Source organism: Enterobacter sp. DC1, assembly GCF_000568075.1.
Taxonomy (GTDB): Bacteria; Pseudomonadota; Gammaproteobacteria; order Enterobacterales; family Enterobacteriaceae; genus Enterobacter; species Enterobacter asburiae.
Window position 1 is genome coordinate 42,261 of record NZ_AZUA01000004.1, and the last position, 23,998, is coordinate 66,258.

The window sequence follows — 23,998 nt, forward strand, 5'->3', positions numbered from 1 at the left end:
CCCCCGCGTGAGAATGCGTTTCCCCTTAACCGCATGATAGACTATGCATCTTAACAAGGCACATCGCGAGTAAATCTATGAAAATCGGCATTATTGGTGCAATGGAAGAAGAAGTTACGCTGCTGCGTGACAAAATTGAGAACCGTCAGACCCTCTCTCTGGGAGGTTGTGAGATCTACACCGGCCAGCTGAACGGTGTTGACGTGGCTCTGCTGAAATCAGGCATCGGTAAAGTGGCTGCTGCGCTGGGTGCAACCCTGCTGCTTGAGCGCTGCAAGCCGGACGTGATCGTGAATACCGGCTCTGCGGGCGGCCTGGCGCCGACGCTGAAAGTGGGCGATATCGTTGTCTCCGACGAAGCGCGTTACCACGATGCCGACGTAACCGCGTTCGGTTACGAGTACGGCCAGCTCCCGGGCTGCCCTGCTGGCTTTAAAGCCGACGACAAGCTGATTGCGGCGGCTGAGACCTGCATCGCAGAACTCAACCTCAACGCGGTACGCGGTCTGATTGTCAGCGGTGATGCCTTCATCAACGGCTCCGTTGGTCTGGCGAAAATCCGTCATAACTTCCCTCAGGCGGTGGCCGTTGAGATGGAAGCGACCGCGATCGCTCATGTTTGCCATAACTTCAGCGTTCCGTTCGTGGTGGTTCGCGCCATCTCTGACGTGGCAGACCAGCAGTCACACATCAGCTTCGACGAGTTCCTGACCGTTGCGGCAAAACAGTCCACCGTGATGGTGGAACGCCTGGTGCAGAATCTGGCACGTGGCTAAACATACCGTCAGGGCGCTGGCCGCCCTGCTTCTTCTCGCACCGCTGTGCCTCTATGCGTTACCGCGCGTGATTACTCTCTCTCCCGCAAATACGGAACTGGCGTTTGCCGCCGGGATCACGCCCGTTGGCGTGAGTAGCTTTTCGGATTACCCACCGCAGGCCGCGGGTATTGAACAGGTGGCAACCTGGCAGGGGATGAACCTTGAGCGCATCGTGGCGCTTAAACCGGATCTCGTGCTGGCCTGGCGCGGCGGCAACGCCGAGCGGCAGGTCAACCAGCTCACCTCGCTTGGCATAAAAGTGATGTGGATTGATGCCGTCAGCATTGAGCAGGTCGCTCAGGCGCTGCGCGCCCTGGCACCCTATAGCCCTACGCCCAAAAAAGCCGAGGCTGCGGCGAAACAGATGCTGAGCGACTATGCCGCGCTGAAATCCCGATACGATACCCCTGTTAAAAAGCGCATCTTCCTGCAGTTTGGCAGCCAGCCGCTGTTTACCACCGGAAAAGGGTCGATTCAGAACCAGGTGCTGGAAGTCTGCGGCGGTGAAAACATCTTTGCTGCCAGCCGGGTGCCGTGGCCTCAGGTGAGCCGCGAGCAGGTCCTGGCGCGCCAGCCGCAGGCCATCGTCGTGGTCGGAAATGCGAGCGAGATTCCTAAAATTGAACAATTCTGGCAAAGGCAGCTAAAAATTCCGGTGATCCCGCTCAACAGCGACTGGTTTGAACGCGCCAGCCCGCGTATTATCCTCGCCGCAAAACAGCTCTGTGCCGCGCTGGCAGAGAGTCACTAACATAAGACCCTTTTCGAGGATTTAACGATGCTCGTTTATTGGCTGGATATTCTTGGCACAGCCGTTTTTGCTATCTCCGGCGTTCTGCTCGCCGGAAAACTACGCATGGATCCGTTTGGCGTGCTGGTGCTGGGCGTCGTGACCGCCGTCGGCGGCGGGACTATCCGCGATATGGCGCTGGCGAATGGGCCGGTGTTTTGGGTGAAAGATCCTACCGATCTGGTGGTCGCGATGGTCACCTGCCTGTTAACCATTGTGCTGGTTCGCCAGCCCCGCCGCTTACCCAAGTGGATATTGCCGGTGCTGGATGCCGTGGGTCTGGCCGTGTTTGTCGGTATCGGCGTCAATAAGGCGTTTAATGCGGGTACCGGTCCGATGGTGGCAATCTGCATGGGTGTATTAACCGGCGTGGGCGGAGGGATCATTCGCGACATTCTGGCGCGTGAAGTGCCGATGATCCTGCGTACTGAAATTTACGCGACGGCCTGCATTGTGGGCGGGATTGTTCACGCGACCGCGTACTACACCTTTGCCCTCCCGCTGGAAAATGCCGCGATGCTGGGGATGGTCGTGACGCTGGTGATACGTTTAGCGGCGATACGCTGGCACCTGAAGCTGCCGACGTTTGCGCTGGATGAGAATGGCAGGTAAATGCAAAACGGTAACCACCAGGTTACCGTTTTTAGCGTTTTGCCGGGGTGAGGGCATCAGCCCGCTTAAATACTGAACGAAGAACCACACCCGCAGGTGCTTGTCGCATTCGGGTTAGTGACCACAAAGCGCGAACCTTCCAGACCCTCGGTGTAATCCACCGAACCACCCACCAGATACTGCAGGCTCATCGGGTCAACCACCAGCGCGACGCCCTGTTTCTCGATAGTCATATCGCCATCGTTAACCTGATCGTCAAAGGTAAAACCATACTGGAAGCCGCTGCAGCCGCCACCGGTAATATAAACGCGCAGTTTCAGATCCGGATTGTCTTCGTCGGCAATCAGGACTTTCACTTTGTTGGCTGCTGCTTCGGTAAATTCGAGCGGTACAGCTACTACGTCATCACTCATCTTATGCTCCCATGAATACTGCTATTGGGTAAAATTCACCCAATTCTTTGTCTCATTATCTAATACCCTGGTAATTCATTCAAGTATTCTGCGTGGCGGCCCGTTCAGCCTCTTGTTTCGCCAGGGTACGCGCGAGGATGGTGGAGTATAGCGGTTTTCCACCCAGGAACTGGGCTAATAGTGTCGCGCCGAGACAGGTAATGATCATTGGCAAAATGAGCTGGTAATTGTCCGTCATCTCCAGCACCAGCACGATCCCGGTCAAGGGCGCACGCAGGGACGCGGCCAGCAGCGCCCCCATTCCGGCCACCGCAAAGGTCCCGGCTTCAAGGTGATAGGCGGGAAAGCCCGCTTCAGCCGCCATACCAAATGCGGTCCCGAGCAGCGTACCCAGCGCCAGCATCGGGGCAAAAATCCCCCCGGGCGCGCCGGAAGAGAAGCACAGTACCGTCGTGATAACCCGGGAGATAAACATAAACAGCAGCAGACCCACGCTGAAATTCCCTGCCGCCGCAATGGGAATCAGCCCGAACCCACCGCCTGCGGCATTCGGCTCGATAAACCCGAGTACGCCGCACATTCCGCCCAGCAGACCGCCCATCAGCACCCATTTCGTGGTGTTCCCGCCGTGAATGCGCTGGAACATATCCTGAGCACGCAGGATAAAGGTGTTAAACAGCGGCCCCACCGCGCCAAAAATCATGCCGAGGATCAGGTAAAGCCACAGGGTGTTGACCGGCGCGTTGGTGAGTTTACCCACCTCAATAACCGCGCCCTCGCCATTAAAGATGCGAAAGACGATGCTCGACATAATAACGCCCGTAAACACCGCTTTAATCGAGATCAGGTTGTAGCGAAACTGCGCGCGCATCTCTTCGATAATGAACAAAATGCCCGCCAGCGGCGCGTTAAACGCGGCGGACAGCCCCGCCGCCGCGCCGGTTGCCAGCAGCGTATGGCGCGCTTCGGCGCTTCGCATCCGAAACAGATCGCCCACCATGCGGCCGACGTTTCCCCCCAGCTGTACCGTGGGCCCTTCCCGGCCAAGCACCATTCCCGCGCCCAGAGTCCCCATGCCACCGATGAACTTAACCGGAATCACCCGCCACCAGCGCACCGGACGCAGCTCCTCCAGCGCGCCTTCAATTTCCGGGATGCCCGACCCGCCCGCCTCCGGCGCGAATTTACGCACCAGAAAATACCCCACCATGGCAAACAGCGCGGACAGCCCGAATGCCCACACCCAGACCAGCCATTCGCTGTCGGCGAAACCGGCCACGGTGCCCACTCGCCAGTTGAGTACGGCATTAACCGCTTTTTCAAACGCCACGCCAATCAGCCCCGCGAGAGTCCCCACCACGGCAGCGGCCAGCAGGATCGCCAGCGGCGTTTTATCGCGATTGAGCAGCCGCCGAATGCTGACTCGGTGCTGGGCGCGCGTAAACTGTTGTTCTTCAAAAGACGGAGAATCTGATTTCATGTCCTGTTCTTATTTGTCACACAAAAAGCCGCGAGGATTTTACCAGAGACGGCATCACCGTCTCCTGAAAATTACTTAACAAATCTTAAAGCATTGTCCGGCTAAAAATTTCATAACCTTCCCCGAATCACATAGAATAGTGGGCTTAACCATTTTATTCGAACCAGGAACGACGCCATGAGCAAGTCTGAAAACCTCTACAGTGCAGCCCGCGAGCTTATTCCGGGTGGCGTGAACTCACCCGTGCGCGCCTTCACCGGCGTGGGCGGTACGCCGCTGTTTATCGAACGTGCTGACGGCGCGTATCTGTATGATGTCGATGGCAAAGCCTATATCGATTATGTAGGTTCCTGGGGACCGATGGTGCTGGGGCACAACCACCCGGCTATTCGTAACGCGGTAATTGAAGCCGCCCAGCGCGGCCTGAGCTTCGGTGCGCCAACCGAAATGGAAGTGAAAATGGCGGAGCTGGTGACCGAACTGGTGCCGACCATGGACATGGTGCGTATGGTGAACTCCGGTACCGAAGCCACCATGAGCGCCATACGCCTGGCGCGCGGTTTTACCGGCCGCGATAAAATCATCAAATTCGAAGGCTGTTACCACGGTCATGCGGACTGCCTGCTGGTGAAAGCCGGTTCCGGCGCGCTGACGCTCGGCCAGCCGAACTCCCCGGGCGTACCGGCAGATTTCGCGAAGCACACCCTGACCTGCACCTACAACGATCTTGCTACCGTTCGCGCGGCGTTCGAGCAGTATCCGCAGGAGATCGCCTGCATCATCGTTGAGCCGGTTGCCGGCAACATGAACTGTATCCCACCGCAGCCTGACTTCCTGCCGGGCCTGCGCGCCCTGTGCGACGAGTTCGGCGCGCTGCTGATCATTGATGAAGTCATGACCGGCTTCCGCGTGGCGCTGGCGGGTGCCCAGTCTTACTACGATGTCGTGCCGGACCTGACCTGCCTCGGCAAAATCATCGGCGGCGGCATGCCGGTCGGCGCATTCGGTGGTCGTAAGGACGTGATGGAAGCCCTGGCGCCAACCGGTCCGGTTTACCAGGCGGGCACGCTCTCCGGTAACCCCATCGCCATGGCGGCGGGCTTTGCCTGCCTGACCGAAGTGGCTCAGCCTGGCATTCACGAAACACTGACCGACCTGACCACGCAGCTGGCAAACGGTCTGCTGGAAGCCGCAGAAGAGGCCGGTATCCCTCTGGTGGTTAACCACGTGGGCGGCATGTTCGGGATTTTCTTCACCGATGCGAAAACCGTGACCTGCTATCAGGACGTAGTGAAGTGCGACGTTGAACGCTTCAAGCGCTTCTTCCACCTGATGCTGGAAGAAGGCGTGTACCTGGCGCCGTCCGCGTTCGAAGCGGGCTTTATGTCCGTGGCGCACAGCGAAGAAGATATCAACAACACCATCGACGCGGCGCGCAAAGTGTTTGCGAAGCTGTAAGGGCATTGCCGGGTGGCGCTAACGCTTACCCGGCCTACGATGTTCTCCCTCTCCCAGTGGGAGAGGGCATCAGGCCGCACCTGACTACCGGCTCTGCTTTCTCAACAGATAAATAAAGTACGGCGCACCGATAAAGGTCGACAGCAGACCCGCCGGGATCTGATACGGGAACAGCACCATTCTTCCGCACCAGTCCGCAAACACCAGCATCACCCCGCCCGTCAGGGCCGACATCACGATATGCGGCATCGTCCGACGGAACCCCATCATTCTGGCAATGTGCGGCGCCATTAGCCCGACAAAACTCAGCGGTCCAATCGTCAGGGTTGCCGTCGCCGTCAGGCACGCCGCCAGCAGCAGCAGGGCCACGCGCGCAGGCGTCAGCGCCATTCCCACCGCGCGCGCGGTTTCGCCGCCGAGCGGCAGAATGGTCATCCAGCGGCGGCACAGCGGCACAAACGCCAGCAGCACGAGCATCACCATCCCGGACCAGATTGCCTGGCTGCCGGTGGCGTTGTACGTCGAGCCGGAAATCCAGGTCAGGATCTTCGCCATACGCGGATCGCCGCTGGCCTGCAGCATCATCAGCAGCATGGTAAATGCGGTGCTGAGCGCCATCCCGGCCAGCAGCATGCGGTGCGGCGAAAATCCGCCGCGACCGGCGGCAATCAGGATAATCATCAGCGTGACAGCCGCGCCGATACTGCCGGCAGGCATCAGCCAGCCAAACGCATTCCCCGGCACAAAGAACAGCATCAGCACCACGCCAAAGGCGGCGCCAGAGCTGATCCCGAGCACTTCCGGGCTTGCCATCGGGTTGCCGGTCAGACGCTGAATAATGCACCCCGCCACCGCCAGCATCACCCCTGCGATCAGTGCAGCGAAGATACGCGGCCAGCGCCACTGCAGCAGTTCATTGAGTAAATCCCCCGTCGCCCAGTGCCAGCCCGAGGCATCGCGTCCGAATGAGAGCGCCGCGAACGAGGCGATAATCAGGACCGCCAGACCGGCAAGGCTAAACCACAGCACCGACTGACGTTCAGCGTAAACTTTATCGCCCGCGTCCATCGCCGGTGCGCTCATGCTGCGCAGGCGCGGGAGCAGCCACAGCAGCAGCGGCGCCCCGATAAGCGCGGTCACCGAGCCGGTGGACACTTCCCTCCAGACCTGCGCCAGCCAGAGAACAAGCTGATCGGAAAGCCAGAGGATCAGCGCCCCAATCAGCGGCGCCAGCATCAGACGCGCCAGCAGGCGACGCGCCCCGAGCATTTTCGCCAGCAGCGGCGCAAACAGGCCGATAAACCCGATGATGCCAACCGCGTTGACCAGCAGGGCACTCAATACAATCGCCAGCGTCAGCGCCGCCAGACGAGCCAGCGACAGCGCCAGCCCCAGGTTACGCGCCACGCCATCATCCAGCCCCATGAGCGTCAGGGGGCGCAGGAGCAGCAGCGTCAGCACGACGCCGCCAGCAAGCTGCGGCCACAGGTGCAGGACAACGCTCCAGTCGGTTTGGGTGAGCGTGCCGGTACTCCACAGGAACATGCTTTGCAGCCGATCGTGATGGAACAGCACCAGCAGCTGGTTAATCGCCCCACAGTACAGGCTCACCACCAGCCCGGCCAGAATAAGCGTCACAGGAGAAAGGCGCTTGCCCCAGGCCACGCCAAAGACCAGCGCGCCCACCACGCACGCCCCCGCGAGTGCCGCAAACTGCGGGGTTAGCGCTCCCGGCAGCGCCCACAGCGTGGTGATGGTGATCCCAAGCTGCGCGCCGGTCGCGACGCCGAGCGTGGTTGGCTCTGCCAGCGGGTTACGTAAAACCTGCTGGAACAGCACGCCCACCAGCCCTAAGCCGGCCCCGACCAAAAGGGAGATCGCCAGACGCGGCAGCAGGCTGTAGTGGAACAGCATCTGCTGAATATTGTCGATATCCGGCGAGGCCAGAGCGGCCCCCCACTGCTCGCGCGGTAACGCCGCAGAGAGGTTGAACCCGGTTAATACCAGCGCAACCAGAAAAAGCAGGGATAACAGCAGCGCCGGGAAGCGGGCGATACGCGTACTCATGCTTTACCTCCCAGGGCGTTATCCAGCACGCGGGCAAAATGCATGGCCGACAGCGTCGCGCCGTAGAACCAGACCGCCGGGGCGCGCTGGAAGCGCTTCTCGCGCACAAACGGCATCGCCTGCCAGAGCGGGGTCGCCATCAGGGTTTGCATGTCGCGTTCGTTGCCGTGGTCGAAACAGAGCACGTCCACATCGCGAAACGCCGCCAGGCGGTCGATACCCACGGCGGTACTGCCCCAGAAGGTCATCTCCCCTTCCCAGGCGTTGCGAATGCCGAAGCTGTCCAGCACCTCCTGGAACAGACAGTTTTTACCGAAGACCAGCATATGGCGGGCATCCAGCAGCGTCACCATCAGCAGCGGACGATCGCCCCGGTGAGCAAAGCGCGGCTTCAGGGAGTCGATCAGGGCATCAAATTCGTCGAGATGCTTTTTGGCCTCCGCTTCGCGGTTGAGGAAGTGCGCCATCTCGTTAATCGAGTTTTTCGCCACGGCCAGCGGCTTTTTACCGTCGCTGAAAGCGAATCCACGTCCCGGCGCAATGCGCGCCAGGGTCTCCTCTGACGGGCCGTAGCCCGCGGACCAGAACAGGAACGAGGGTTTCATCTGGGTGAGCAGCTCAAGGTTTGGCTCCGTTCGCAGACCGACGTCGATCACCGAGTCCGGCAGCTTTGGCTCGTTCACCCAGAGGTTATAGTTAGGAATGTCCGCCACGCCATAGGGCGTGACGCCGAGCGCCATCATCAGTTCGACCGGCAGCCATTCCAGGGCCACAATACGGTGCGGATCGACGGCAGCGGCACGCGCCGTATTCATTTTGAACAGCAGCGGTGAGAGCGCCATCGCCGTCAGCAGGCGACGGCGGCTAATGCGTGTGTTATCGAGCATCAGTAGACAAAGCTCACCGGTGCAGCCCCGGCCGGGTGAGGCAGAATACCCATCGGAATACCGTAAATATGTTCCAGCGTTTCGCTGCGCATCAGCTCTGCCGGTGTCCCCTGGGCAATCATCTCGCCCCCGCGCAGCGCGACGAGGTAGTCACAATAGCGCGCGGCCATGTTGATATCGTGCAGGACCGCAATGACCGTCAGGCCACGCTGCTGGCTCAGGCGATGCACCAGCGCCAGGACGTCGACCTGATGGGCGATATCCAGCGCAGAGGTCGGTTCATCCAGCAGCAGGCAGCGGCTGTCCTGCGCCACCAGCATCGCGATCCACGCGCGCTGACGTTCGCCGCCGGACAGGCTATCCACCAGACGGTGCGCCAGCGGTTTTAGCCCGACCAGCGCAATCGCCTCTTCCACCTTCTCTCTGTCGGCGACGCCGAAGCGCCCAAGCGCCCCGTGCCACGGATAACGCCCAATCGCCACCAGCTCGCGCACCGTCATCCCTTCCGCCTGCGGCAGCTGCTGCGGCAGATAGGCCACTTTGCGGGCAAAGGCTTTACTGCTCCAGCTCTCCAGCGGTTGGTCATCCAGCAGAATATCGCCTTCTGAAGGCGGCTGATGGCGCCCCAGCATCTTGAGCAGCGTGGATTTACCGGAACCGTTGTGACCAATCAGGCCTGTCACTTTACCGGCCGGAAACGTCAGAGAGAGCGTATGCAGTAGCGTGCGCCCGGGTACGCGAAAGGAGAGATTATTGAGCGTAAAGGTGGTGTCGGGTTGCGTTTGAATATCCTGCATATCAGCCAACTTAGATAAAAAGGGCACGGCGAACCGTGCCCGAAGAGAGATTAGAAGCGGAAGGTCGCGGTGGCAACAACCTGACGTTCAGCACCCCAGAAGCAGCCGTAGGTATTGAAGCAGCTGGCAACGTACTCACGATCGAATAGATTGTTCACGTGCAGCGCCACGTTTGAGCCCGCCATGCCAACGCGTGCCAGATCGTATCTGACCAGCGCATCGACAACGGTGTAGCTGCCCACCTTGAAGGAGTTCGCCGGATCGCCATAGCTTGAGCCCGTGTAACGCACGCCGGTACCCAGCGTCAGACCCGACAGCGCACCGTCAAACAGGGTGTAATCGCCCCACAACGATGCCATGTGTTTTGGCACCTGAGCAGGCGTGTTGCCTTTGTAGGTGGTGTCCGTGGTGTATTCCGCATCGGTGTAGGTATAAGAACCCACCAGGTTGACGCTCGCAGAGAGGGCCGCTTTCGCTTCCAGCTCTACGCCACGCGCGCGGATTTCACCGCCCTGAACCGAGAAGAAGGAGCCCGCCGGGTCCGCCATCAGGTTGTTGGTTTTGGTCAGCTGGTACAACGCACCGGTGACGACGATCGGACGATCGTTCGGCACGTATTTCACGCCCGCTTCGTACTGTTTGCCCTTAGACGGCGAGAACAGTTTGCCCTGGGCATCGGTCTGCGAAGCCGGTTCAAACGATTCGCTGTAGCTAAAGTACGGAGTTACGCCGTTATCAAACAGATAGTTAACGCCACCGCGCCAGGTGAACTGGGTATCATCACGTTTGGAGGTGGTGTTCGTCACGCGGTTGTAGGATTCCTGATCGGCCCAGTCATAACGGCCGCCCAGGGTTACCAGCACTTTATCCCACTGCGCCTGATCCTGAACGTACAGCCCCGTCTGTTTCTGACGGTTGAGGATCTGATATGGACCGGAGGTCGCGGGATCTTTTGAGCCGAAATCAAAATCGCTGTTCACCGGATTGTAGAGATCCAGCAGCGGAACAGAGTCGTCGTAACCGAACCAGGAGTTGATGTCATTCCGCATGCGCATAAAGTCAACGCCGGTCAGCAGGACGTGGTCCACCTCGCCGGTTGAGAATTTGCTCTGCAGCTGGGTATCAACGGTAAAGTTCTGCAGCTTTTCGTTATCAACAACGTATTTACGCGCCAGATAATGGCCTTTGTCCGATGGCGCTAACGCGGCACACTGTTTGTTGCCGCTGTTTGCCGGGTCGGTACAAACGCCATAACCGTATACGCTGTTTTGCGAGGTTTTGTTCTCGGCAAAGCGCAGGTTCTGACGCACGGTAAAGGTATCGTTGAACTCGTGGTCGAAGCTGTATCCCACCATTTTCTGGTTACGGGAATAGGTATTATTCTTCGCGCCTTCGTTGAAGTTCGTCGGCAGACGATCGCCGTTCGGCAGCGGATCAACCGTTCCCTCTTTTGGCAACCAGCCGTAGTAGCCCGTTTCAGGCTCGTTCTGGAAGTAGGAGAGGAACGTGAAGGTGGTTTTATCATCAGGACGCCAGGAGAACGATGGCGCGATGGCGTAACGCTGCTCTTCCGCACGCTCCTGCTGGGCGTTATTAGAACGCGCAACGCCCGTTAAGCGGTAAGAGTAGACGCCGTCATCGTCGATCGCATCGCTAAAGTCGAACCCGGTCTGGAACAGGCTATCCGTGCCGACTTTGAACTGGATCTCTTTCAGCGGCTCGGTGGTTGGGCGCTTGCTGACCATATTCAGCAAACCGCCCGGGCTGCTTTTGCCGTACAGAACGGAAACCGGACCGCGCATGATTTCGGCGCGCTCCAGCATGTAAGGATCAATCACCGCGTCGTTATAGAAGTTCCCCTGCATTTTCATGCCGTCGAGGTAGTTATTCTGCGTCTGGCCATCGGCCGCGAAGCCGCGAATGATCAAATAGTCATAGGTGTTAGACGCGCCGCGCGTGCCTACCGCAACGCCCGGCGTGTAGCTCAGGGCTTCTTTCACCGAGCGCGGCTGATGCAGCGCCATCTCTTCGGCCGTGACCACAGAAATAGACTGCGGAACCTTTTGAATCGGGGTATCCGTTTTGGTCCCGGTCGCGGATTGCCGTGCGGCGATAGTCGCAGCAGGGCCCCAGGCACTTTCCTGTGCCGCAGGTGCTGCGGTTACCGTAATGGTTTCTTCTTTTTTCGGGGTTTCGGCCGCGTGAGCATAAGCAGACATGCCGGCAACCGCTGTGGCGACGACGACCGCGAGCTTACGCAGCGACGTGTTCATTGGCTGAGCAGTATTGGAAAGCGCCATGTTGAATCTCTGATGTGAAAGTGAATGATAACGTAAACGAGAATTATTATTATGAGCGCCAGAATAATATGCGAAACGCTGGTTGCATAGCAAGCAGTAAGCGGCCCTATGAGAATTAAGGGTTTAAGAAATCATCAAGAGAAAACGAAGGGTTAATCAGAGTTAAAGCGAGGGTTAACGAAATGAGGTTTACGGGTAAAAAAAGCCCCCTTCCAGGGAAGAGGGCTTTAAAAGGTTAGTTACCGCCGAACATGTCTTTAATCCAGCCCGCGACACCGTCGCTGTCTTTCTTCTCATTCTGCTGCTGCGGCTGTTGCTGCTGCGGCTGCTGTGGTTGAGAAGACTGGTCGAACGGGTTACCCGTTGGCTGTTCTGGCTGGCTTTGCTGGCACAGCGAGTCCGGGTTGGCCGTCCAGACCGGCAGGGTACGCATCCCGCCGCCGCAGACGAAGTTACCGGCGCTGTCCACGCCCATATCGACGATATCTTCCGGCGCGACCAGATTCAGCGGCACAGGAGACTGATTCGCCAGATAGCGCTGGTAAATCGACATCGCCCCGCTCGCCCCGTACAGCTTGGTCGGCTGGTTGTTGTCGCGGCCTACCCAGGTGATCACCACTTCACGGCCATCAATACCGGCAAACCAGGTATCGACGTTGTTGTTGGTGGTCCCGGTTTTACCCGCCAGATGCAGACCCGGATACTTCGCGCCCAGCTGACGCCCGGTGCCGCGCTGCACGACCTGCTGCATCGTCCACAGCGTCATGTAGGCGGCCTGAGCAGGAACGGCACGTTCCGCCTGTGGGAAGCTCTGATAGAGCACGGAACCATCTTCGGCAATCACTGAACGCAGGGCAGACAGCGGCGCGCGGTTGCCCCCGCTGGCAATAGTCTGGAACGCCTGCGCCACTTCGATCGGCGTCAGGTTAAGCGCACCGAGGATCATCGCCGGCACCGGGTGCAGCTGATCTTTCGGCACGCCCAGTTTTTGCCAGGTATCGACAATCGCCGGCAGTCCCAGCGACATGCCCAGGTTTACCGTTGGCACGTTCATGGAACGGGTCAACGCATCCACCAGCATGACCTGGCCGCTGAACTGTTTATCATCGTTCTGCGGTGACCAGACCTGGCCGTTAGGCTGGCGCAGGGAGATCGGCGCATCCGCAATCCAGGTATTCAGGCGATACTGATTTGGCTGGCTCAGGGCAGTGAGGTAGGTTGCCGGTTTTGCCAGAGAGCCGATTGAGCGACGCGCCTGCATGGCGCGGTTGTAGCCTGCAAACTGCGGCTCGGCACCGCCCACCATGGCGCGAACTTCACCGGAGTTACGGTCAACCACTACCATCGCGGTTTCAAGATCGCTCAGCTTACGTTGTTTCTTCAGCGCCGGAATGCCTTCCACCGCCGCTTTTTCGGCCGCATCCTGCGCCACGGAGTCAAAGGTGGTGAAGATCTTCACGCCGGAGAGATCTTTGACCTTATCGCCGAGCTTGCTTTGCAGCTCCTGACGCACCAGCTGCATAAACGCAGGCTGAGGCGAAATTACGCCGCCGCGCGGCTGAACGCCGAGAGGACGCGCGCTCAGCATGTCGTACAGCTCCTGGTCAATCACCTGCTGCTGTTGCAGCAGACGCAGAACGAGGTTACGACGCTCCAGCGCCAGTTTCGGGTTACGCCACGGGTTATAAATGGACGCCCCTTTCACCATGCCCACCAGCAGCGCCTGCTGGTCCAGGCTCAGCTCTTCTACCGGACGGCCAAAGTAATACAGGCTCGCCAGCGGGAAGCCGCGGATTTCGTTATCGCCGCTCTGACCGAGGTACACCTCGTTCATGTACAGCTCAAGGATACGATCCTTGCTGTAGCGCGCATCCATCAGCACGGCCATGTAGGCTTCGTTCGCTTTACGCCAGTAAGAGCGTTCGCTGGAGAGGAACAGGTTCTTCACCAGCTGCTGGGTCAGCGTACTCGCACCCTGCACGGTACGACCGGCAGTCAGGTTAGCCAGCACCGCACGGCCAATCGAGTAGAGGCTGATGCCATCGTGCTCGTAGAAGTGACGGTCTTCGGTTGCCAGCAGGGTATCGACCAGCAGATCCGGGAAGCCGTTACGCGCCACGAACAGGCGCTGCTCGCCGTTTGCCGACGAAAGCATGGTGATCAGACGCGGATCGAGACGGAAGAAACCGAACTGACGGTTGTTATCCATGTTCTCGATGGTGTCCAGACGATCGCCGTCAAAGGTCAGACGCGCGCGCACCTGCCCCTCTTTGCTGTCCGGGAAATCAAACGGACGACGGATCATCTCAATGCTGTTGGACTGCACGGTAAATTCGCCAGGACGGGTCATTTTAGACACCTGACGATACTGTGTGGCTTCCAGCAGTTTGACCATCTCGTTTTTGGTGATGGACATATCTGGCTCAAGGTTCACCATACGGCCATACACTGCCGCAGGTAGCTGCCAGACTTTACCGTCGATACGGCTGCGGATCTTCTGATCCAGATACACGCCGTAAATCGCCATCAGCACGACAAAAACAATAAACAGCTTCAGCAGCAGCCAGAACCAGCCGCGTTTACCCCGAGGCTTACGCCCTTTGCCTTTTCCATTACGCGGCATCGGTTCTTCATCCTCATAATCGTCTTCATAGTCATCGTCATAGTCCTCATCTCTGAGGCGACGACGGCTTACCTTTTCTTTCGCCGGACGCGTTGGTTTTCCCTTACGTCCTATTGGCTCGCGGTCATTCCCCGCCATGCTTTTTCTCCGCAACTTTCAGGCGCAAAGGCCAGATTTTCTTTTCTTTCACAGGCCTGTGAAAGAAGAAATCTCTCAAAATTTGTTTTCTCCCTCTCCCCGTGGGAGAGGGCTGGGGTGAGGGCATCAGGCCGCACTTTTCAGGCCGCACTTTTCAGGCCGCACTCCCCTTTTACGAATATTTCTTCGTTCGCCGCGTCGGCGCCGTATTCGCCGGATCGTCCGGCCAGACGTGTTTGGGATATCGCCCCTTCATCTCTTTCTGCACTTCACGGTAGCTTCCCGCCCAGAAAGCCCCCAAATCTCGGGTGATTTGTAATGGACGATGCGCAGGCGACAGCAGCTCGAGCACTAACGGCACGCGCCCTTCCGCAATGGACGGCGTGGTGGCCTCACCAAACATCTCCTGCATCCGAACCGCCAGCGCCGGCGGATTATCCTCATGATAACGGATGGCAATCCGGCTTCCGGTCGGCACAGTGTAATGCCCTGGCAGTTCACTATCCAGACGTTGACGTAATGACCAGTCCAGTAAATTCTGTAACGCGGTCTTAACATCAAGCGCCTTAAGGGCGCGCAGGGAGTGTACGCCGCTCATTTGCGGCAGTAGCCAGCGCTCAAGCGTAGCGAGCAGCGTCTCGTCATCCACCGCAGGCCAACTATATTCCGGTAGCCACTTCGCGGCGCAGTGCAGGCGAATGCGGTACTGCTCCGCTTCCGGCGTCCAGTTCAGGGCGCTCAGCCCTTTTTCCCGAATTCCGTTCAGCATCGCCTGGTGAAGCTCGTCTTCCGACGGCTTCGCCAGCGGCTTCGTTCCTAGCGTCAACTTACCAATCTGGCTGCGACGAAAGGCCTTCAGCGTGCCCTGGGCGTCATCCCATTCCACGGTATCAGATTGCTGAAGCAGCTGCGGACAGGCTCGCGTCAGGGCGTCAATCTCTACGGCAATCGCCTGCAGGATACGCGCATCCGGGGAATGGCTGCCCTGCAGCAACAGCGGAGCGATCAGCCATTCGTGACGCGTCAGCGCATCATCGCTGTCCAGCATCGCCCCCATGCCGTTTGCCAGCTGGTAGCGACCGTCCAGCCCTCGCCGACGCGCGATCCTGTCCGGGAAGGCCTGTGCCAGCAGGAAGGCAATCTTATCGCTGTCAGGCGATCCCCCCCGGCTATTCAGGCGTTTGCACAGCTGCTGCGCCCGCTGCTGCCAGTTCCCCTGATTGCGCGAAAACGCCTGCCCCAGATCGCTGCTGCCACCGCGAGGCGGCTCCTCAAGAATAGCCGCCAGTTTTGCCGCCGTGGCAATTTCATCATCCCCTTGCGCGGCCACCAGCATCGCGGCCAGACGCGGATCGTTGCCCAGCGCCGCCATTTTCTGGCCGCGCGCCGTCAGACGCTCGCCTTCCAGCGCGCCGAGCTGCGTCAGCAACGTGCGCGCAGCGGTGAGGTTCACGACAGGGGGAGGATTAAGCCAGGTGAGCTGCTCAGGGTTCGGGCAGCCCCACTGGAGCAGCTCCATCACCAGACCAGACAAATCGCTTTGTAAAATTTCCGGCGTGCTTTGCTGTGCAGCGCGTTCAGCCTGCTCCGCGCTGGTCAAATGCAGGCAGATGCCCGGCTCAAGACGCCCCGCACGGCCCGCGCGCTGCACCATCGATGCCTGGCTAATGCGCTGCGTCAGGAGTTTAGTCAGCCCGGTACGCGGGTCAAAGCTTGCCACCCGCTCCTGCGCGCTATCCACCACCAGGCGAATCCCTTCAATGGTCAAACTGGTCTCAGCAATGTTGGTTGCCAGCACCACCTTGCGCTGCCCCACCGGGGCCGGAAGGATGGCTTTACGCTGATCCTGCAGCGACAACGCGCCGTAGAGCGGGCAAAGCAGCACGTTGCCGCCTACGCGGGTAGAAAGCTGCTCCTGCACGCGCTGAATTTCACCGACGCCCGGCAAAAACAGCAGCAGGGAACCGGCTTCCTGACGCAGCAGCTCAGCGGTGGCAATGGCGACGGCCTCGTCAAAACGCTGATGGGAGGGAAGCGGCTGATAGCGGCGTTCAACCGGAAACGCCCGCCCCTCAGAGCTGATGACCGGCGCATCGGGTAATGCCTGTCGTAGCCGCTCGTTGTCCAGCGTAGCCGACATAATAAGCAGCCGGAGATCGTCGCGTAGCCCCTGCTGCACGTCCAGCAACAGCGCGAGGGCCAGATCCGCCTGCAGGCTGCGCTCGTGGAACTCATCGAGGATCACCAGCCCGACGCCGGTCAGCTCCGGATCGTTTTGCAGCATGCGGGTGAGAATACCCTCGGTGACCACTTCAAGACGCGTGGCCGGGCCAACGCAGGTCTCGGCACGCATCCTGTAACCTACCGTTTCGCCCGGTTTTTCATTCAGCAGTTCCGCCAGACGCTGCGCCACGTTGCGCGCGGCCAGCCTGCGCGGCTCCAGCAGGATAATTTTCCCGCTGATGTTTCCGTCTTTCAGAATCTGCAGCGGCAGCCAGGTTGACTTACCCGCGCCCGTAGGGGCATTCAGCAAAACCTGCGGGGCATGGCGTAAGGCAGCGAGAAGCTCAGGAAGAATGACGGCGACCGGCAATGAGGACACTAACAGCTCCAGAGGGTTAACATTAGTCGGCGTACATTGTAGCATCGGCGCATATCATTACCGAGTCCTCCGTATGCCTGAGTCGAAACGGCTGTTTTTTGCCATTGAATTGCCCACCACAATACAGCGTCAAATTGTTCGCTGGCGCGCCGATTGCTTTCCGCCGGAAGCGGGCCGCCCTGTCGCGGCGGCCAACCTGCACCTGACGCTGGCCTTTTTGGGCGACGTCAGCGCCGAAAAACAGCGGGCGTTAGCCGCAATGGCCGGGCGTATTGCTCAGCCGGAATTTACGCTGCACCTCGACGACGCGGGCCAGTGGCCGCGTTCGCGCGTGGTGTGGCTGGGCACGCGCCAGCCGCCGCGCGGATTGTTACAGCTGGCGAATATGCTGCGCGCCCAGGCGGCGCGCAGCGGCTGTTATCAGAGCCCACAGCCGTTTCATCCACATATCACGCTGCTGCGCGATGCCGGTCAGGCCGTTGCCATCCCGCCGCCGGGTTTTCACTGGGCCTTTCCGGTCAACGCATTCGCGCTTTACGAATCCGTTTTTGCACAGGGACGCACCCGCTATACGCCGCTACAGCGCTGGACGCTGGGCAACACCGAAAGGAATTCTGATGAAGTTTAGTCCTCCCCTGCAGCACGCTACGCTTATCCAACGCTACAAACGCTTCCTCGCCGACGTGATCACCCCCGAAGGGGTTGAGCTCACCCTGCACTGCCCCAATACCGGCGCCATGACGGGGTGTGCGACGCCGGGTGACAGAGTCTGGTATTCCACATCAGAAAATAGTAAACGCAAATATGCCCATACCTGGGAAATGACCGAAACCCAAAATGGGGCATTTATTTGCGTTAACACCCTGCGCGCAAATCAGCTGGTTAAGGAAGCGCTGACCCTTGGCGCCATTCCCGAACTGGTGGGATATGGCACGCATAAAAGTGAAGTGAAATATGGCGATGAAGGCAGCAGAATTGACTTCATGTTACAGGCGGAAGACAGGCCCGAGTGCTATATTGAAGTAAAATCAGTGACGTTAGCGGAACAGGAAAATGGCTACTTCCCGGATGCGGTAACGCTACGTGGCCAGAAGCATCTGCGAGAGCTAATGAGTGTTGCGGCGGCGGGCAAACGCGCCGTATTGCTGTTTGCGGTGTTGCATTCAGCCATTGAACGTTTCTCCCCTGCCCGCCATATTGATCCTAAATACGCGCAATTGTTGAATGAGGCACAAAAGCAGGGGGTAGAGGTTTTCGCTTATAAAGCGGAACTTTCTGCCGATAATATGACTCTGAGATCGTCTCTTCCCATTGTCTTATAAGGGATTAGACGATTGACGAATAAGTGTTCTGGCCGCGTGCGCAAATACGCTTTTCCTCACAGGCTTGTCAAGTGTTACGTTTAGATAATTGCCATACGGAAAAGCATCTGCTATTTATAGCGACCTGATTTTTCCCCCAACACGGGGATCGATAGTGCGTGTTAAGGAGAAGCAACATGCAAGAAGGGCAAAACCGTAAAACATCGTCCCTGAGTATTCTCGCCATCGCTGGGGTGGAGCCGTATCAAGAGAAGCCGGGCGAAGAGTATATGAACGAAGCCCAGCTGTCGCACTTCAAGCGTATTCTTGAAGCATGGCGTAATCAACTCAGGGATGAAGTCGATCGCACCGTTACTCATATGCAGGATGAAGCTGCTAACTTCCCGGATCCGGTAGACCGTGCCGCTCAGGAAGAAGAGTTCAGCCTCGAACTGCGTAACCGTGACCGCGAACGCAAACTGATCAAAAAGATCGAGAAAACGCTGAAAAAAGTCGAAGACGAAGATTTTGGCTACTGCGAATCCTGCGGTGTTGAAATTGGCATTCGTCGCCTGGAAGCGCGCCCAACCGCCGATCTGTGCATCGACTGTAAAACGCTGGCCGAAATCCGCGAAAAACAGATGGCCGGTTAATACCAGCGCTGTTTACACACTCCAAAGGCGGGAGTCTCTCCCGCCTTGTTACTGTTGATATGTCTGAATCACACTATATTGGGCGCTTCGCGCCATCTCCTTCCGGTGAATTACACTTCGGCTCATTAATTGCCGCGCTCGGCAGCTACCTGCAGGCTCGCGCCCGCCGGGGAAAATGGCTTGTCCGCATTGAAGATATTGATCCCCCGCGTGAAGTTCCCGGTGCTGCAGACACTATTCTGCGTCAGCTGGAACATTACGGTCTTCACTGGGATGACGAGGTGCTCTGGCAGTCAAAACGTCACGAGGCCTATCGGGAACGTCTGGCCTGGCTTCGCGATCGGGGGCTTTCCTATAACTGCACCTGCACCCGCGCGCGTATCCAGAGCGTGGGTGGCGTCTATGACGGCCACTGCCGCACGCTTAATCTTCCCCCGGAAAATGCCGCCGTACGTATAAAGCAACGCTCCCCGGTGACGCACTTTACCGATTTACTCTCCGGTGAAATTCATGCCGATGAGCGCCTGGCACGTGAAGATTTTATTATTCACCGCCGTGACGGCCTTTTCGCCTACAACCTGGCGGTGGTTGTCGACGATCGTTTCCAGGGCGTGACGGAAATTGTGCGCGGGGCGGATCTGGTCGAACCGACCGTGCGACAAATATCGCTCTATCACCAGTTTGGCTGGACGGCACCGGACTACATTCATCTGCCGCTGGCGGTCAATGCGCAGGGCTTTAAATTGTCAAAGCAGAACCACGCCCCGGCCCTGCCAGACGGCGATCCGCGTCCTGTTTTGATCGACGCGCTGCGATTTCTCAACCAGAATGTAACCAACGAATGGCAGGATCTGCGTATTGACGAACTGCTGAAAATGGCCGTTGCCAACTGGACGCTCGCGGCAGTGCCAAAAATCCAGCATTCTCAAATGCGTTGCGCTGAGCTATGATTAGCCGCTTTTTTCATAACAAAACACACTACGAGGTGTACCATTTTTACCCGAGTCGCTAATTTTTGCCGTAAAGTGCTAAGCCGCGAAGAGAGCATGGCGAACGATGCTATTGCACAGCCACACATGTCGGTTATTCCGCGTGAGCAGCACACTATTTCCCGCAAAGATATCAGTGAAAATGCCCTCAAGGTGCTCTATCGTCTGAATAAAGCGGGCTACGAGGCCTATCTCGTGGGCGGTGGAGTACGTGATTTACTGCTGGGCAAAAAACCAAAAGATTTCGACGTGACGACCAGCGCCACGCCTGAACAGGTGCGCAAATTATTCCGCAACTGCCGTCTCGTTGGCCGCCGTTTCCGTCTGGCTCACGTGATGTTTGGGCCGGAAATCATCGAAGTGGCGACGTTCCGCGGCCACCACGAAGCGGGCGTATCGGATCGCACGACGTCACAGCAGGGCCAGAACGGCATGCTGCTGCGCGATAACATCTTCGGCTCTATCGAAGAAGATGCTCAGCGCCGCGATTTCACCATCAATAGCCTTTACTACAGCGTGGCGGATTTCACCGTGCGCGATTACGTCGGCGGCATGCAGGACCTGAAAGAAGGTCTGATCCGTCTGATCGGCACGCCGGAAACGCGCTATCGCGAAGATCCCGTGCGTATGCTGCGCGCCGTGCGTTTCGCCGCCAAGCTTAATATGCGCATCAGCCCGGAAACGGCAGAGCCTATTCCGCGTCTGGCGACGTTGATTAACGACGTGCCGCCTGCCCGCCTGTTTGAAGAGGCGCTGAAGCTGCTGCAGGCTGGCCACGGCTTTGAAACCTACAATCTGCTGCGCGAATACAACCTGTTCCAGCCCCTGTTCCCGACCATTACCCGCTACTTTACCGAAAGCGGTGACAGCCCAATGGAGCGGATGATTGCGCAGGTGCTGAAAAATACCGATACCCGTATTCGCAACGACATGCGCGTCAATCCGGCGTTCCTGTTTGCGGCGATGTTCTGGTATCCGCTGCTGGAAACGGCACAGCGAATTACCCAGGAGAGCGGGCTTGCCTACTATGATGCCTTCGCGCTGGCCGCAAACGACGTGCTGGACGAAGGGTGCCGTACGCTCGCTATTCCAAAACGTATTACCACGCTGGTACGCGATATCTGGCAGCTTCAGCTGCGCATGTCCCGTCGTCAGGGCAAACGCGCCTGGAAGCTGATGGAGCATCCAAAATTCCGCGCCGCCTTCGATCTGCTGTCGCTGCGTGCTGAAATTGAACGCAACCAGGAGCTGCAGCGCCTGGCGCAGTGGTGGGCTGAATTCCAGGTTTCCGCCCCGCCGGAGCAAAAAGACATGCTCACCGGGCTGGATGAAGAGCCGGAACCGCGTCGCCGCCATCGTCGTCCGCGTAAGCGCGCGCCGCGTCGTGAAGGGACAGCATGACCCTCGCGTATATCGCCATCGGCAGCAATTTAGCCTCTCCGCTGGAGCAGGTGAACGCTGCCGTACAGGCGCTGGGGGAGATCCCGCAAAGCGAGATCGTGGCGGTCTCCTCTTTCTACCGCACGCCGCCGCTGGGTCCGCAGGATCAGCCTGATTATCTCAATGCCGCCGTGGTGCTGGAAACTGCCCTTGATGCCGACACGCTGCTGGATAACACCCAGCGCATCGAACTGCAGCAGGGCCGCGTACGCAAAGCCGAGCGCTGGGGACCGCGCACGCTGGACCTCGACATTATGCTGTTTGGCCACGAGACCATTAACACTGAACGTCTCACCGTTCCGCATTACGACATGAAAAACCGCGGGTTTATGCTCTGGCCGCTGTTTGAAGTCGCCCCCGATCTCATCTTCCCGGACGGCATCTCGCTCAAGTCCACTCTGGACGGCCTCAACGCGGAAAAACCCGCCCGCTGGTGATCCGGTTCCTCTGCCGATTAACCTCAAAATAATTGTGGCTAATCGGTTACCTAAAATCATTGTTCCCCCGAATGTTACTGTTAGAATGCGCAAAGATTCGCTTTTGGGCTATCAGGAAACAGTATGAAACCAACCACCATCTCCTTACTGCAGAAATGCAAACAGGAAAAAAAACGCTTCGCCACCATCACCGCGTATGACTACAGCTTCGCCAAACTCTTTGCCGAAGAGGGTATCAACGTCATGCTGGTCGGAGATTCGTTAGGGATGACGGTACAAGGACATGATTCCACCCTGCCGGTCACGGTTGAGGATATCGCTTACCACACGCGTGCGGTGCGCCGCGGGGCTCCAGCCTGCCTGCTGCTTTCCGATCTGCCGTTTATGGCCTATGCCACGCCGGAGCAGGCATTCGAAAACGCGGCAGCGGTCATGCGTGCTGGCGCTAACATGGTCAAAATTGAAGGCGGCGCCTGGCTGGTGGATACGGTGAAGATGCTCACCGAGCGCGCCGTGCCGGTATGCGGCCATTTGGGCTTGACGCCGCAGTCCGTCAACATCTTTGGTGGCTATAAGGTGCAGGGCCGCGGTGACGCCGCCCAGACGCTGTTTGATGATGCCCTGGCGCTGGAAGCCGCAGGCGCCCAGCTGCTGGTGCTGGAGTGCGTGCCGGTTGAGCTGGCGAAGCGTATTACTGAAGCCCTGTCGATTCCGGTAATTGGTATTGGCGCAGGCAACGTGACCGACGGTCAGATCCTGGTGATGCACGACGCCTTTGGCATCACCGGCGGGCATATTCCAAAGTTTGCCAAAAATTTCCTCACCGAAGCGGGCGACATGCGCGCTGCGGTCAGGCAGTATATTGCCGACGTTGAATCCGGTGTTTACCCGGGTGAAGAACACAGTTTCCATTAAGGAGTCTCGTTGTGCTAATCATTGAAACCCTGCCGCTGCTGCGCCAGCATATCCGTCGCGCGCGTCAGGAAGGTAAACGTATCGCACTGGTCCCAACCATGGGCAACCTGCATGACGGCCATATGAAGCTGGTTGACGAGGCAAGAGCCCGTGCAGATATCGTGGTGGTCAGTATCTTCGTTAACCCAATGCAGTTTGACCGCGCCGACGATCTGGCACGCTATCCGCGCACCCTGCAGGAAGATTGCGAGAAGCTCAAAAAACGCCATGCGGATATTGTCTTCTCTCCGGCACCGGCGGATGTCTATCCTCAGGGTACCGATGAGGCCACTTACGTTGACGTACCGGGCATTTCCACCATGCTGGAAGGCGCAAGCCGCCCGGGTCATTTCCGCGGCGTCTCGACCATCGTCAGCAAGCTGTTCAACCTGGTGCAGCCGGACGTTGCCTGCTTCGGTGAGAAAGATTTCCAGCAGCTGGCGCTGATCCGCAAGATGGTTGCGGATATGGGCTACGATATCGAGATTGTCGGCGTGCCGATTGTACGCGCCAAAGACGGTCTGGCGCTCAGCTCGCGAAATGGCTACCTGACCGCCGACCAGCGTAAAATCGCGCCGGGCTTAAGCAAGGTCATGAACACCATGGCAGAACAGCTGCTGGCGAAAGAGTTAACTGCCGAAGAGATTATTGCTCTGGCTGAACAGGCGCTGAACGATAAAGGCTTCCGCGCTGATGATATTCAAATTCGCGATGCCGACACGCTTCTGGAGCTTACACAGACCAGCAAACGTGCGGTCATTCTGGTGGCGGCATGGCTAGGTCAGGCCCGCCTAATCGACAACAAAGTGGTTGAACTGGCGTAGGTTTCTCTACCCGGAAGATGAAAGGTAAACGTAATGATTCGCAAAATGCTGCAAGGTAAGCTTCACCGTGTGAAAGTCACCCAGGCCGACCTGCACTATGAAGGCTCCTGCGCCATCGACCAGGATTTCCTTGATGCTGCGGGCATCCTTGAAAACGAAGCGATTGATATCTGGAACGTTAACAACGGCAAACGTTTCTCAACCTACGCCATCGCCGCCGAGCGCGGGTCTAAAATCATCTCCGTTAACGGCGCGGCAGCGCACTGCGCGGACGTGGGCGATATTGTGATTATCGCCAGCTTCGTGATGATGTCTGATGAAGAAGCGCGCCGCTGGCAGCCGAAAGTTGCCTACTTTGAAGGCGACAACGACATGAAACGTACCGCGAAGGCGATTCCGGTTCAGGTTGCTTAAG

Annotated in this window: 21 protein-coding genes; 13 read left to right on the forward strand and 8 right to left on the reverse strand. The window is 58.4% G+C overall.

From position 1 onward, the window contains the following. The first annotated feature begins 77 nt into the window (after positions 1 to 77). The 3 genes from mtnN to P346_RS08415 are packed head-to-tail and all read left to right on the forward strand — an operon-like array spanning position 78 to position 2,220. Positions 78 to 776, forward strand: a complete 699-nt coding sequence (gene mtnN / locus P346_RS08425; protein ID WP_014882620.1) for a 5'-methylthioadenosine/S-adenosylhomocysteine nucleosidase — start codon at positions 78 to 80, stop codon at positions 774 to 776. Further along, positions 769 to 1,569: a vitamin B12 ABC transporter substrate-binding protein BtuF gene (btuF, locus tag P346_RS08420; RefSeq protein ID WP_032660600.1), complete on the forward strand. Its 801-nt coding sequence runs from the start codon at positions 769 to 771 to the stop codon at positions 1,567 to 1,569. The genes mtnN and btuF overlap by 8 nt, the downstream gene beginning before the upstream one ends. A 27-nt stretch (positions 1,570 to 1,596) precedes the next feature. Then, the gene (locus tag P346_RS08415) at positions 1,597 to 2,220 is read left to right on the forward strand and encodes a TRIC cation channel family protein (RefSeq protein WP_023334566.1); all 624 of its coding nucleotides are present in this window, start codon (positions 1,597 to 1,599) and stop codon (positions 2,218 to 2,220) included. A 65-nt stretch (positions 2,221 to 2,285) separates the two neighbouring features. Here P346_RS08415 and erpA read toward each other — a convergent pair whose 3' ends face one another. Together erpA and clcA are read right to left on the reverse strand one after the other, a co-directional pair. Continuing rightward, positions 2,286 to 2,633 carry an iron-sulfur cluster insertion protein ErpA gene (gene erpA, locus P346_RS08410; RefSeq protein WP_023310446.1) on the reverse strand — a complete coding sequence of 116 codons (348 nt, stop codon included), beginning with the start codon at positions 2,631 to 2,633 and terminating at the stop codon, positions 2,286 to 2,288. A 79-nt stretch (positions 2,634 to 2,712) separates the two neighbouring features. Beyond that, the gene (clcA, locus tag P346_RS08405) at positions 2,713 to 4,113 is read right to left on the reverse strand and encodes a H(+)/Cl(-) exchange transporter ClcA (protein WP_032660603.1); all 1,401 of its coding nucleotides are present in this window, start codon (positions 4,111 to 4,113) and stop codon (positions 2,713 to 2,715) included. A gap of 177 nt (positions 4,114 to 4,290) precedes the next feature. Between clcA and hemL the strand changes: the two genes are divergently transcribed. Continuing rightward, positions 4,291 to 5,571, forward strand: a complete 1,281-nt coding sequence (gene hemL / locus P346_RS08400) for a glutamate-1-semialdehyde 2,1-aminomutase (RefSeq protein ID WP_023310444.1) — start codon at positions 4,291 to 4,293, stop codon at positions 5,569 to 5,571. Between the two features lie 84 nt (positions 5,572 to 5,655). Here the strand turns inward: hemL and fhuB are convergent, their stop codons facing one another. The 6 genes from fhuB to hrpB form a co-directional block, all read right to left on the reverse strand. After that, the gene (gene fhuB / locus P346_RS08395) at positions 5,656 to 7,638 is read right to left on the reverse strand and encodes a Fe(3+)-hydroxamate ABC transporter permease FhuB (RefSeq protein ID WP_032660604.1); all 1,983 of its coding nucleotides are present in this window, start codon (positions 7,636 to 7,638) and stop codon (positions 5,656 to 5,658) included. Further along, positions 7,635 to 8,525 carry a Fe(3+)-hydroxamate ABC transporter substrate-binding protein FhuD gene (gene fhuD / locus P346_RS08390; protein WP_032660607.1) on the reverse strand — a complete coding sequence of 297 codons (891 nt, stop codon included), beginning with the start codon at positions 8,523 to 8,525 and terminating at the stop codon, positions 7,635 to 7,637. The genes fhuB and fhuD overlap by 4 nt, the downstream gene beginning before the upstream one ends. Beyond that, complete coding sequence (gene fhuC, locus P346_RS08385) at positions 8,525 to 9,322, reverse strand: Fe3+-hydroxamate ABC transporter ATP-binding protein FhuC (protein ID WP_032660609.1); 798 nt, start codon at positions 9,320 to 9,322, stop codon at positions 8,525 to 8,527. The genes fhuD and fhuC overlap by 1 nt, the downstream gene beginning before the upstream one ends. A gap of 50 nt (positions 9,323 to 9,372) precedes the next feature. Then, complete coding sequence (gene fhuA, locus P346_RS08380; RefSeq protein WP_032660612.1) at positions 9,373 to 11,622, reverse strand: ferrichrome porin FhuA; 2,250 nt, start codon at positions 11,620 to 11,622, stop codon at positions 9,373 to 9,375. 235 nt (positions 11,623 to 11,857) lie between these two features. Then, positions 11,858 to 14,383, reverse strand: a complete 2,526-nt coding sequence (mrcB, locus tag P346_RS08375; protein WP_032660614.1) for a bifunctional glycosyl transferase/transpeptidase — start codon at positions 14,381 to 14,383, stop codon at positions 11,858 to 11,860. 172 nt (positions 14,384 to 14,555) lie between these two features. Beyond that, a complete protein-coding gene (gene hrpB, locus P346_RS08370; RefSeq protein WP_032660617.1) occupies positions 14,556 to 16,985 on the reverse strand; it encodes an ATP-dependent helicase HrpB in 2,430 nt (809 codons plus the stop codon). A gap of 73 nt (positions 16,986 to 17,058) precedes the next feature. On the opposite strand from hrpB, the gene thpR reads away from it, so the two are divergent. The 9 genes from thpR (at position 17,059) to panD (ending at position 23,997) form a co-directional block, all read left to right on the forward strand. Beyond that, positions 17,059 to 17,613 carry an RNA 2',3'-cyclic phosphodiesterase gene (thpR, locus tag P346_RS08365; protein ID WP_023310437.1) on the forward strand — a complete coding sequence of 185 codons (555 nt, stop codon included), beginning with the start codon at positions 17,059 to 17,061 and terminating at the stop codon, positions 17,611 to 17,613. Then, positions 17,603 to 18,307, forward strand: a complete 705-nt coding sequence (gene sfsA, locus P346_RS08360; RefSeq protein WP_032660620.1) for a DNA/RNA nuclease SfsA — start codon at positions 17,603 to 17,605, stop codon at positions 18,305 to 18,307. The genes thpR and sfsA overlap by 11 nt, the downstream gene beginning before the upstream one ends. A gap of 176 nt (positions 18,308 to 18,483) precedes the next feature. After that, positions 18,484 to 18,939 (forward strand): RNA polymerase-binding protein DksA, encoded by a 456-nt coding sequence (gene dksA, locus P346_RS08355; protein WP_001155232.1) that lies wholly within the window; start codon positions 18,484 to 18,486, stop codon positions 18,937 to 18,939. A 59-nt stretch (positions 18,940 to 18,998) separates the two neighbouring features. Continuing rightward, positions 18,999 to 19,889, forward strand: coding sequence for a tRNA glutamyl-Q(34) synthetase GluQRS (gene gluQRS, locus P346_RS08350; protein WP_032660622.1), 891 nt, complete (start codon positions 18,999 to 19,001; stop codon positions 19,887 to 19,889). A 42-nt stretch (positions 19,890 to 19,931) separates the two neighbouring features. Next, positions 19,932 to 21,329, forward strand: a complete 1,398-nt coding sequence (pcnB, locus tag P346_RS08345) for a polynucleotide adenylyltransferase PcnB (RefSeq protein ID WP_084492158.1) — start codon at positions 19,932 to 19,934, stop codon at positions 21,327 to 21,329. Continuing rightward, on the forward strand, positions 21,326 to 21,805 hold the full coding sequence (folK, locus tag P346_RS08340) for a 2-amino-4-hydroxy-6-hydroxymethyldihydropteridine diphosphokinase (RefSeq protein ID WP_032660628.1): 480 nt from the start codon (positions 21,326 to 21,328) through the stop codon (positions 21,803 to 21,805). Before pcnB ends, folK begins: the two co-directional genes overlap by 4 nt. Positions 21,806 to 21,928: 123 nt before the next feature. After that, positions 21,929 to 22,720 (forward strand): 3-methyl-2-oxobutanoate hydroxymethyltransferase, encoded by a 792-nt coding sequence (gene panB, locus P346_RS08335; protein ID WP_014882600.1) that lies wholly within the window; start codon positions 21,929 to 21,931, stop codon positions 22,718 to 22,720. An 11-nt stretch (positions 22,721 to 22,731) separates the two neighbouring features. Continuing rightward, entirely contained in the window at positions 22,732 to 23,583 is an 852-nt protein-coding gene (panC, locus tag P346_RS08330; protein ID WP_023310431.1) for a pantoate--beta-alanine ligase, read from the forward strand. Between the two features lie 33 nt (positions 23,584 to 23,616). After that, positions 23,617 to 23,997 (forward strand): aspartate 1-decarboxylase, encoded by a 381-nt coding sequence (panD, locus tag P346_RS08325; protein WP_006810068.1) that lies wholly within the window; start codon positions 23,617 to 23,619, stop codon positions 23,995 to 23,997. Position 23,998 lies beyond the last annotated feature (1 nt).

Bases quoted from the DNA above. Each gene is read 5' to 3' on its own strand.
- mtnN (WP_014882620.1), top strand. From the start codon at position 78: ATGAAAATCGGCATTATTGGTGCAATGGAAGAAGAAGTTACGCTGCTG.
- P346_RS08415 (WP_023334566.1), top strand. From the start codon at position 1,597: ATGCTCGTTTATTGGCTGGATATTCTTGGCACAGCCGTTTTTGCTATC.
- erpA (WP_023310446.1), bottom strand. From the start codon at position 2,633: ATGAGTGATGACGTAGTAGCTGTACCGCTCGAATTTACCGAAGCAGCA.
- clcA (WP_032660603.1), bottom strand. From the start codon at position 4,113: ATGAAATCAGATTCTCCGTCTTTTGAAGAACAACAGTTTACGCGCGCC.
- hemL (WP_023310444.1), top strand. From the start codon at position 4,291: ATGAGCAAGTCTGAAAACCTCTACAGTGCAGCCCGCGAGCTTATTCCG.
- fhuB (WP_032660604.1), bottom strand. From the start codon at position 7,638: ATGAGTACGCGTATCGCCCGCTTCCCGGCGCTGCTGTTATCCCTGCTT.
- fhuD (WP_032660607.1), bottom strand. From the start codon at position 8,525: ATGCTCGATAACACACGCATTAGCCGCCGTCGCCTGCTGACGGCGATG.
- fhuC (WP_032660609.1), bottom strand. From the start codon at position 9,322: ATGCAGGATATTCAAACGCAACCCGACACCACCTTTACGCTCAATAAT.
- fhuA (WP_032660612.1), bottom strand. From the start codon at position 11,622: ATGGCGCTTTCCAATACTGCTCAGCCAATGAACACGTCGCTGCGTAAG.
- mrcB (WP_032660614.1), bottom strand. From the start codon at position 14,383: ATGGCGGGGAATGACCGCGAGCCAATAGGACGTAAGGGAAAACCAACG.
- thpR (WP_023310437.1), top strand. From the start codon at position 17,059: ATGCCTGAGTCGAAACGGCTGTTTTTTGCCATTGAATTGCCCACCACA.
- sfsA (WP_032660620.1), top strand. From the start codon at position 17,603: ATGAAGTTTAGTCCTCCCCTGCAGCACGCTACGCTTATCCAACGCTAC.
- dksA (WP_001155232.1), top strand. From the start codon at position 18,484: ATGCAAGAAGGGCAAAACCGTAAAACATCGTCCCTGAGTATTCTCGCC.
- gluQRS (WP_032660622.1), top strand. From the start codon at position 18,999: ATGTCTGAATCACACTATATTGGGCGCTTCGCGCCATCTCCTTCCGGT.
- folK (WP_032660628.1), top strand. From the start codon at position 21,326: ATGACCCTCGCGTATATCGCCATCGGCAGCAATTTAGCCTCTCCGCTG.
- panB (WP_014882600.1), top strand. From the start codon at position 21,929: ATGAAACCAACCACCATCTCCTTACTGCAGAAATGCAAACAGGAAAAA.
- panD (WP_006810068.1), top strand. From the start codon at position 23,617: ATGATTCGCAAAATGCTGCAAGGTAAGCTTCACCGTGTGAAAGTCACC.